Origin of the sequence: Micromonospora acroterricola (genome assembly GCF_003172955.1) — a bacterium.
In the GTDB taxonomy this organism is placed as follows: domain Bacteria; phylum Actinomycetota; class Actinomycetes; order Mycobacteriales; family Micromonosporaceae; genus Micromonospora; species Micromonospora acroterricola.
In genome coordinates this window covers 1-8,896 of sequence record NZ_QGKR01000351.1, presented here as the reverse complement: position 1 = coordinate 8,896, position 8,896 = coordinate 1, and the positions used below count along the sequence as shown (strand labels likewise).

Sequence of the window (8,896 nt, the reverse complement as noted above, 5' to 3'; positions counted from 1 at the left end):
GCCGGCCTCGCCGGCCAACCGGTAGCGGTCGGCCCACCGCTTCGCGGTCTGCCATGACACGTCGTAGCGTTCGGCCGCCCGCGCGACGGGCCAGCCCTGGTCCACGACGAGTTTGGCCAGACGCAGCCGAGCACGTGGAGTCAGCGCTGCGTTAGCGTGAGACACGAGGACCTCCTGGTCTGTGGTGTGGTCGCCTTCAGCAGCTCCACTCCACGACAGGAGGTCCTCACTGATCAAGATCCGTTAGGTCGTGTCGTCACACGACCTCAACCAACGTGCCTGGGCAGTACACCTAGCACGGCAGCCGCCGTTTGAGATGGTGCTGGTGGGGTCGGGTAGACGAGGTGCGGGGGCCACCGCGTGATCGTCTGTCCGTGGTGGACAGGACTTCAGATCTGGCGGTGGCCGCGCAGCGTAAACCGTGGACGCCGCGTTCTCCGCACCGCGCTTGCGAATTGGCAGGACGGTCCAGGTTGAGCCCATCCGCCACTGCGGGCCCGGTGGGCAGCAGGTCAGCGAAGGTTACGTGCGGTGAGCCTACCCATTCCGGTACCCGCGCCGGTGATGGCGACTACCTTGAACATTCTTGTCGTCCTCCTCTCGTGGTACCTGTGGTCACGCTCGCTGTCGAGCTTGGCCATGTGTTGGGAGGGATAGCGGTTGCCGGCGGCTGATCCGGCGGGAACAGCGGCTTCGATCGCGGCGAGGTGATGTTCGTTCAGAACGAGGTCAGCTGCGGCTACCGATTCGGCGAGCCGGTCGCGGCTGCGCGCACCGACCAGTGGCACGAGGTCCGGTCCGCGTGACGCGACCCAGGCGATCGCGACCTGCGCGACGGTGGCGTCGATCGACTGGGCGACCTGCCCAAGTGCGTCAACCAGAGCGAGATTCGCCCGCAGGTTCTCGCCCTGGAAGCGCGGCACCGTGCCCTGAACGCGAAAAGCCGCCCCTGGCTGCCGCCGGTCCGCTCGCGGCCGTTGGGCGCCCCGAACCCCGAGACGCCGCGGCCGTCGTAGCGGCATGGCGGAGGACAACGGCCCCCGGCCACTTCGACCGCGATGGACCGGGCGCCAGCCGAGACCGCCCGGGGACCCGACACGTACGGGATCACCCGAACTGGACGGCGGCGACAGAGGACCCAACATCCTCATGTTTCTGAACAGAACGGGACGAACCGGATAGTGTGAGGTTACCGAACTGGTCGGACTCGCCGGAGGCGGTCGAATATGGAAGCAGAAGTCACCTTCCGCGTGGACGGGACCTCGCATCGGCTAACCGTGGATGTGCGCACCACGCTGCTTGATGCGTTGCGGGAGCGGCTGGGCAACACCAGCGCCAAGAAGGGCTGCGACCACGGGCAGTGTGGTGCGTGCACTGTGTTGCTCGATGGCCAACGGGTCAATAGTTGTCTCGCCCTCGCGGTGGCGCACGACGGGGCCGAGATCGTGACGGCGGCCGGGCTGGCGTCGGACGGTGAGTTGCATCCGCTGCAGAGCGCCTTCATCCGCCACGACGCATTCCAGTGCGGCTACTGCACCCCGGGTCAGATCGTTTCGGCGGTCGGCATGCTGCGTGAGGCCGAGGCCGGCTGGCCGAGTGCGGTGACCGCAGGTCAGCCTGCCGATGGGGGCAGCGGCGGGAGTGACGGCCCGACGGTGGGGATCTTGACCGACGATGAGGTCCGCGAGCGGATGAGTGGGAACCTGTGCCGCTGCGCGGCGTACGCCAATATCGTGCCGGCGATCCAGGAAGTGGCCCGGGGATGAGGACGTTCCGCTACGAGCGCGCCAGCACGACGTCTGGCGCCGTCGCACTGCTCGCCGAGGCGCCGCACGGCGCTTTCCTCGGCGGGGGGACCAACCTGGTGGACCTCATGAAGCTCGACGTTGCGCGGCCGGACCTCCTGGTCGACGTACGGCGGCTGACCTCCGACAGGGTCGAGGAGTTGTCCAACGGCGGGGTACGAATCGGTGCCGGTGTTTCCAATAGCCAACTCGCCGCCGACCCGCTGATTCGCCGACGCTACCCGATGCTCTCCCAGGCCCTGCTGTCCGGTGCGTCGGGCCAACTACGCAATCTCGCCACCGCTGCCGGAAACCTTTTGCAGCGCACCCGCTGCCCGTACTTCCAAGATGTCACGACACCGTGCAACAAACGCGAACCGGGGACTGGCTGCTCCGCCATCGAGGGGCACCATCGCGACCTCGCCATCCTCGGGACCTCGCCGGAGTGTGTCGCGACCCATCCGTCGGACCTGGCGGTCGCGCTCGTCGCGCTGGACGCAGTGGTGCGCACCGAGGGGCCGGACGGGGAGCGGGTGATCCCGATGACCGAGCTGCACCGGCTACCCGGGGCGGAACCGCAGCGCGACACCGTGCTTCGACACGGTGAGTTGATTACCGCTATCGATTTGCCACCGTTGGCATTCGCTGCCTGCTCGTACTTCCGCAAGATCCGAGACCGGGCGTCGTACGCGTTCGCGCTGGTCACGGTAGCCGCCGCGATCGACGTGGTGGATGGCGTCGTGCGTGACGTGCGAATCGCATTCGGCGGGGTGGCGCACAAGCCGTGGCGGGCGATCAAGGCCGAGGAGTTGTTGCGCGGCGGACCGGCCGGCGAGGATCAGTTCCGTCGGGCCGCCGAGGCCGAACTTGCCGACGCCCGACCGTTGGCGGGCAATGCCTTCAAGGTTCCGTTGGCCCGCAACACGATGGTGCGTACGCTGCTGGATCTCCTTGAAGGACCACGATGAGTACGATCACTCCCCGGGCCATGGGGCAGGCGTTGGACAGGCTCGACGGCGCCGATAAGGTACGCGGTCTGGCCCGGTACGCGTTCGAGCACCCGGTCGACCACCCGGCCTACCTGTTCCCGGTGCAGAGCACCGTCGCCGTCGGCCGGATAACCGGGATCGATCGCAGCCAGGCGAGCGCCCAGCCGGGCGTGCTGGCTGTGCTCACGTACCACAACGCTCCTCGGCTCAGCACCGAAGACGGTGAGCTGCGCGTCCTGCAGTCCGACGAGGTCGCCTTCCGAGGCCAGATCGTCGCCGCGGTGATCGCGGAGACCTCGGAAATCGCCCGGCACGCCGCCAGTCTGGTGCGTGTGGACTACGAGGGGCGAACCCACAACGTCGACCTCCGAGCCGAGGTGCCGGGCCACCGGGAGCACCTGCGGGTGCCGAATGAGGTGCTGCCGCTCTTCCCGATGGACACCGCTGAGGGTGACGTCGATGCCGCGATGGCCTCCGCGGCCGTCCGCGTGGATGAGGTCTACAGCACCCCCTGGTATACCCACAACGCGCTGGAGCCGCACACGACGATCGCCTGTTGGACCGAGGAGGGGTTCACCCTGCACCTGTCGACCCAGGGGGTGACCGGGATACAGGCCGGGGTGGCTCAGGCGTTCCGGCTAGATCCCAGCCAGGTACGGGTGATATCGCCACACGTCGGCGGCGCGTTCGGGTCGAAGGTCTATCCGCGTGCCGATGTCGTACTCGCCGCGATGGCCGCCCGGTCCGTTCCGGGCCGACCGGTGAAGTTCGCGCTCACTCGGCAGCAGACGTTCTCTCTGACCGGCTACCGGCCGCCGACGATTCAGCGGGTGCGGCTGGGCGCCGGTAGCGATGGTCGGCTGACCGCGATCGACCACCGCTCGATCGAGCAGACCTCGAAGCTCAAGGAGTTTGCCGAGCACAGCACCAGAGCAACCCCGAGCATGTACGCCGCGCCGAACCGCGGTACCCAGCAGTGGGTGGCCGAGCTGGACGTACCGACACCGACGATCATGCGGGCGCCCGGGGAGGCGTCCGGCATGTTCGCGCTCGAGTCGGCTATGGACGAGCTGGCCATCGCCTGCGGCCTGGACCCGATCGAGCTGCGGATCCGCAACGAGCCGGATACGCACCCCCATTTCCACCTGCCGTTCTCCAGCCGGAACCTGGTCACCTGCCTCCGCGAAGGCGCCCGCCGCTTCGGCTGGGAGCGGCGCGACCCCACCCCGCGGGCGCGCCGGGAGGGGGGCTGGCTGATCGGCACCGGGGTCGCAGCCGCGACATACCCGGTGCTCCGTCTGCCCGGATCAAAGGCGACGATCCGGGCCGACGCGAACGGCCGGTATGCCGTGCTGATTGCGGCCGTCGACATTGGCACCGGAACCCGGACCGCACTGACCCAGGTCGCCGCCGACGCGTTGCAGGCCGACGTCGAACAGATCGACCTGCGCCTCGGTGACACCGCGTACCCTCCGGCGGCCGAGGAAGGTGCGTCGGCAGGGATCACCAGCTGGGGCGCGGCGATCTGCGCAGCCGCCGATCAGCTACGCCAACGGCTGGCCACCGAGCACGGCGGTACGGTGCCGGCCGATGGCCTGGAAATCACCGCCGACACGCCGGAGAACGAGTATCTCAAGCAGTACGCGATGCACAGCTTCGGCGCGCAGTTCGCCGAGGTGCGCGTACACGAGGAAACCGGCGAGATACGAGTACCCCGACAACTGGGAGTGTTTGCCTGCGGCCGAATCGTCAACCCGAAGACCGCCCGTTCGCAACTGCTCGGTGGGATGGCCTGGGGTCTGTCCATGTCGCTGCACGAGCAGAGCGTTCTCGATCTCCGGTTCGGTCACGTGGTCAACCACGACCTCGCTCAGTACCACATCAGCAGCAACGCCGACATCGGCGCCGTCGAGGTGCACTGGATCGAGGAGGATGACCCGTACGTCAACCCGATGGGTACCAAGGGCGTCGGTGAGATCGGCATCGTCGGAGTAGCCGCGGCGATCGCGAACGCCGTCTACCACGCCACCGGCATCCGGATCCGGGACCTGCCGATCACCCTGGACAAGCTTCTCCCGGGCTAGAGACGCCAGATGACGACCGAGGCCACCTCGGGCAGGAGCCGGCCGTAGGGTCGGCAGCGGGACCGCCGAATCAGCAGCCGGCCACTGCCGCCCGATCTGTGGGCTTGGTGGTACCGACGGAGCACGTCAACGTCAACGTCGACTCGCTCATCCCACCGGGCTTCCGCACGGCGTCGACGACCAGCATCCGGCCGGACGTGCCCGGCCTGCTCCGCCGCTGTGGAACGCGGCCACCACCAGATCCGAAGTGATGTCCACAGTAGACAGACGATCGCGCGATGGCCGCACCTCGCCTACCCCACCCCACCAGCGACGTCTCAAACGGCGGCTGCCGTACTAGTGGCCATATGCAACCGACGCAGCGCGCGTGGGGAACCTCAGGAGCCCGAACGGTGTCGTGATGGTGCGACGTAACCAACGCAGGACGCGACCAACGCTTGTCGGGGAGGGCGAGATGGGTTCATGGGGCAGGTCCGTGGTGGGTTCGATGGTGGTGGTCCTGCTGGCGGGGTGCACGAGCGCCGGCCGGTCAGCGACGCCGGCCGACGCTCCGATCGCCACGGTTTCGGCGAACGCCGCGACGGGCTGCGGCTCGCCGGTCGGGACGGGGTCGCTGCCCGACTGGGCGGACGCCGGCTTCAGCGGGGACGCCCGCGTCCCGCACGTCTTCGGCGCGAAGGGCGACATCGTGGCGGTGCTGTTCGCCCACCCGTTGGCGCAGGTCCGCCAGAACGGGTCGAACAACAAGATCCTCTGGGTGTCGCGTCCCGCCTCGACCCCGTCCGACTCGACGTCCCCGGCCACCCTGGCGATCACCGCGACGCTGGACGGCACCGACACCAGGGTCACCCGGGAGGTCGCCGGCGGTCCCGGTCCCTCGATCATCGACATGCCGCGGGCAGGTTGCTGGCACCTCGAACTCCGCTGGTCCGGGCGTACCGACACGATGGACCTGGTCTACGCCGACCGGCTGCCCTGACCGCCTCGGGCACGTCACGCCAACCTAGGCTGCGTGACGTGCCCGAGGACGTGCGAGGGGCGGCGGCCCGCAACAACGCCGAGTGGTGCGACATCGTCTGTGACAGCCACGGGCTGGGCGGCCGTACCGACGCCGACGCCTGGTCGGTCCCCCGGCGGTCCCCACCCTGGTACCCGGACGCGGTCACCCTGCGCCCCGGCGTCGACGCCGACGCCCTGCTGGCCCGGATCGACGCCGGCCCCGGCGCCTCGGTGAAGGACAGCTTCGCCGACCTGGACCTGTCCGGGTTCGGCTTCCGGGTGCTCTTCGACGCGCAGTGGATCAGCCGGCCCCCGGCGGGCCAGCCCTCCGGCCCGCCACTCGCCCCGGTCACCACCCCGGAACGGCTGGCCGCCTGGGCGGCGGCGCACGGCGGCGGGGAGCTGTTCCGCCCGGCGCTGCTGGCCGACCCGCGCGTGCGGGTGCTGGCCCGGTACGACGAGCGGGGCGCGGTCGTCGGCGGCGCGGTGGTCAGCGGCGACGGGGTGTACGGGGTCTCCAACGTGTTCGCCGGCACCGGCGACCCCGCGGAGATCTGGCACGGCGTGCTCGCCACCCTGCCCCCGGTACCGCTGGTCGGCTACGAATCCGGCCCGGACCTCGCCGCCACCCTGGGGGCGGGTTTCGCCCCGACGGGCCCCCTCCGGGTCTGGCTGCGGGACCAGTCCCATTGATCAGGCGGCACGACGCACCGGCGCCGGGGACGCCAGGCTCATGACCGACAGGAGCGGACGGGGTCAAGCCAGGCGGGTCAGGTCCTCCGGAGTCAGGCGGAGGGAGGCGGCGGCGACGTTCGCCTCGAGGTGCGCCGGGTCACCGGTGCCGGGGATGGCCAGCACGTGCGGCCCCTGGTGCAGCGTCCAGGCCAGGCGTACCTGCTGCGGGGTGACGCCGTGGGCACGGGCGACGGCCTGCACGGCCTCGCCCTGCTCGGCGCTCGCGCCCGCCTCCCGCCCGGCGCCGGCCAGTGCGAAGAACGGCACGAAGGCGATCCCCCGCTCGCCGCAGGCCCGGACGAAGTCGTCCTGCTCCCGGTAGGCGTCCAGCCCGTAGTTGTTCTGCACGCAGACCACCGGCGCGATGTCCGTCACCTCCTCCAGCCGCTCGGGCCGGACGTTGGAGAGCCCGAGGTGCCGGATCAGCCCGGCGGCACGCAGCTCGGCCAGGGCGCCGAACCGCTCGGCCAGCGGCACCGGGCCCGGCCGGCCGAGCCGCAGGTTCACCACGTCCAGGTGGTCCAGACCGAGCCGACGCAGGTTCTCCTCCACCTGGGCACGCAACTGTGCCGGGGTGAGCGCTTCGGTGAAGCCGCTCACCGGGTCGTACCCGAAGCCGACCTTGGTGACGATCACCAGATCCTCGGGGTACGGGGCGAGCGCCGCCCGGATCAGCTCGGTGGCGTACCGCGCCGGGCCGGTGCCCACCCGCAGGGTCCCGCCGGGCGAGACGTAGAAGGCCGCCGTGTCGATGTGGTTGACACCCAGCTCCACGGCCCGGCGCAGCAGCGCGACGGCCCGGTCGCGGTCCGGGTTCGCGGTGATCCGCATGGAGCCGAAGCCCATTCGGCGCACGGTGCGGTCGCCAAGGGTCCAGCTGCCCGCCGCGGCGGCGGAGATCGAGTCGGTTGGCATCGGGCGACCGTAACGACCTCGGGCCCGCGGCGCAGTCGGCCGCGCGCCCGATACCGCTCGGCGGCGTTCCGGGTTAGTTTTTCTGGGCTGGAGGGGCAGCTTCGACCGTCCGCGGAGGGCGCAGCACCGGCACCAGCGCCAACGTCGGCACCAGCAGCAACGGCACCACCAGCAGCGCGTGCAGGATGCCGACCCGGTCACCGAGCAACCCCAGCAGCGGTGGCCCGGCCAGGAACGCGGTGTAGCCGATCACCGCGACCACGCTGACCCGGACGGGCGCGTGCGCCTCCTCGTCGGCCGCCGCGCTCATCCCGACCGGGAAGCCCAGCGACGCCCCGAGCCCCCAGAGCGCGACGCCGATGATGGCCAACGGCCCCGAGCCGGCGAGCACGGCCAGGCCCGCGCCGAACGCGGCGAGCAGGACGGTACCGGTGAGCACCGGCACCCGACCCCACCGGTCCAGCGCGACCGTGCCGGCGGTGCGCCCGAGGGTCATGCCGACGACGAAGACGCCGAACACCGCGGCGCCGGCCGCCTCGCTCAGGTCGCGGCCGTCGACGAAGGCCACCGCCAGCCAGTCGTTGGCGCTGCCCTCCGTGAACGCCGCCACCAGCACGAAGAGCCCGATCAGCAGGGTGCGCGGCTCCCGCCAGGCAGCGAGCTGGGCCCGGCGGCGGGCACCCGGGCTGGCGTCCGTCGTCCCGTCCAACCCGTCCCCGGCCGGCTGGGGCAGGAACGCCCGGGCGCCAAGCACGGTGCCGGCCAGCACCACCACCGCCACCGCGGCGAGATGCGCGCCGACCGGCAGGTCGAAGCGGGCCGCCCCGGCCCCCAGCGCCGCGCCCGCCACCGAACCGAGGCTCCACGCCGCGTGGAAACGGGGCATGACGGTACGCCCCAGCCGCCGCTCCACCGCCGCGCCCTCGACGTTCATCGCCACGTCGCAGGCGCCGGAGCCGTAGCCGAAGGCGACCAGGCCCACCGCGACGACGACGACCGACCCCGCCACGGTGGCGCCCAACCCGGCGACGGTCAGGCCGACCGCGACCAGCACGGTGGCCAGCGTCACGGTGCGGGCGGCGCCGAGGCGCTGGGCGAGCAGGCCGGAGGTGGGCATGGCGAGCAGCGCGCCGACACTCATCGCGAGCAGCAGCAGCCCGAGCCGGCCGGCGGAGAGGTCCAACGCCTCGCGGACCGCCGGCACACGGGAGAACCAGCTGCCGACCGCCAGCCCGTTGAGGGTGAAGACGACGGCGACGCCGTTGCGGGCGGTCCGCACGGCCCGCGAGGGCGCCGGGGCGATGGCCGGGGGGACGGGCGGACTGGTGGCGGCGCTCACGGGGGCGGTTCCTCTTCCTCGGGGTGATCTCCTCGCACGATCGCACACCTG

The 8,896-nt window shown here is 71.0% G+C and carries 10 protein-coding genes; 6 read left to right on the top strand and 4 right to left on the bottom strand.

Annotated features, from left to right (window positions below; translation table 11 throughout):
- On the bottom strand, nucleotides 1-165 hold a 165-nt coding region (locus tag DKT68_RS29540; RefSeq protein ID WP_146218450.1), incomplete at its 3' end, for a helix-turn-helix domain-containing protein.
- 347 nt (nucleotides 166-512) lie between these two features.
- Entirely contained in the window at nucleotides 513-923 is a 411-nt protein-coding gene (locus tag DKT68_RS32280) for an aldo/keto reductase (protein ID WP_236647132.1), read from the bottom strand.
- Between the two features lie 303 nt (nucleotides 924-1,226).
- On the opposite strand from DKT68_RS32280, the gene DKT68_RS29530 reads away from it, so the two are divergent.
- The 6 genes from DKT68_RS29530 (at nucleotide 1,227) to DKT68_RS29510 (ending at nucleotide 6,549) form a co-directional block, all read left to right on the top strand.
- Nucleotides 1,227-1,766 carry a 2Fe-2S iron-sulfur cluster-binding protein gene (locus tag DKT68_RS29530; RefSeq protein ID WP_109820655.1) on the top strand — a complete coding sequence of 180 codons (540 nt, stop codon included), beginning with the start codon at nucleotides 1,227-1,229 and terminating at the stop codon, nucleotides 1,764-1,766.
- Nucleotides 1,763-2,752 (top strand): FAD binding domain-containing protein, encoded by a 990-nt coding sequence (locus tag DKT68_RS29525; protein ID WP_109820654.1) that lies wholly within the window; start codon nucleotides 1,763-1,765, stop codon nucleotides 2,750-2,752. The genes DKT68_RS29530 and DKT68_RS29525 overlap by 4 nt, the downstream gene beginning before the upstream one ends.
- Entirely contained in the window at nucleotides 2,749-4,857 is a 2,109-nt protein-coding gene (locus DKT68_RS29520) for a xanthine dehydrogenase family protein molybdopterin-binding subunit (RefSeq protein WP_109820653.1), read from the top strand. Before DKT68_RS29525 ends, DKT68_RS29520 begins: the two co-directional genes overlap by 4 nt.
- A 104-nt stretch (nucleotides 4,858-4,961) precedes the next feature.
- Nucleotides 4,962-5,108: a hypothetical protein gene (locus tag DKT68_RS31290; RefSeq protein ID WP_161556713.1), complete on the top strand. Its 147-nt coding sequence runs from the start codon at nucleotides 4,962-4,964 to the stop codon at nucleotides 5,106-5,108.
- 203 nt (nucleotides 5,109-5,311) lie between these two features.
- Complete coding sequence (locus DKT68_RS29515; RefSeq protein WP_109820652.1) at nucleotides 5,312-5,836, top strand: hypothetical protein; 525 nt, start codon at nucleotides 5,312-5,314, stop codon at nucleotides 5,834-5,836.
- A gap of 38 nt (nucleotides 5,837-5,874) precedes the next feature.
- A complete protein-coding gene (locus DKT68_RS29510) occupies nucleotides 5,875-6,549 on the top strand; it encodes a hypothetical protein (protein ID WP_109820651.1) in 675 nt (224 codons plus the stop codon).
- Nucleotides 6,550-6,612: 63 nt separating this feature from the next.
- On the opposite strand, the gene DKT68_RS29505 is transcribed toward DKT68_RS29510, so the two are convergent.
- The gene (locus tag DKT68_RS29505; RefSeq protein ID WP_109820650.1) at nucleotides 6,613-7,506 is read right to left on the bottom strand and encodes an aldo/keto reductase; all 894 of its coding nucleotides are present in this window, start codon (nucleotides 7,504-7,506) and stop codon (nucleotides 6,613-6,615) included.
- Nucleotides 7,507-7,579: 73 nt separating this feature from the next.
- Nucleotides 7,580-8,845 carry an MFS transporter gene (locus DKT68_RS29500; RefSeq protein ID WP_109820649.1) on the bottom strand — a complete coding sequence of 422 codons (1,266 nt, stop codon included), beginning with the start codon at nucleotides 8,843-8,845 and terminating at the stop codon, nucleotides 7,580-7,582.
- Nucleotides 8,846-8,896: the final 51 nt, after the last annotated feature.

What these genes read in the sequence shown, in the direction of transcription:
- DKT68_RS29530 (WP_109820655.1), top strand. Translation starts at nt 1,227, where the DNA reads ATGGAAGCAGAAGTCACCTTCCGCGTGGACGGGACCTCGCATCGGCTA.
- DKT68_RS29525 (WP_109820654.1), top strand. Translation starts at nt 1,763, where the DNA reads ATGAGGACGTTCCGCTACGAGCGCGCCAGCACGACGTCTGGCGCCGTC.
- DKT68_RS29520 (WP_109820653.1), top strand. Translation starts at nt 2,749, where the DNA reads ATGAGTACGATCACTCCCCGGGCCATGGGGCAGGCGTTGGACAGGCTC.
- DKT68_RS29515 (WP_109820652.1), top strand. Translation starts at nt 5,312, where the DNA reads ATGGGTTCATGGGGCAGGTCCGTGGTGGGTTCGATGGTGGTGGTCCTG.
- DKT68_RS29505 (WP_109820650.1), bottom strand. Translation starts at nt 7,506, where the DNA reads ATGCCAACCGACTCGATCTCCGCCGCCGCGGCGGGCAGCTGGACCCTT.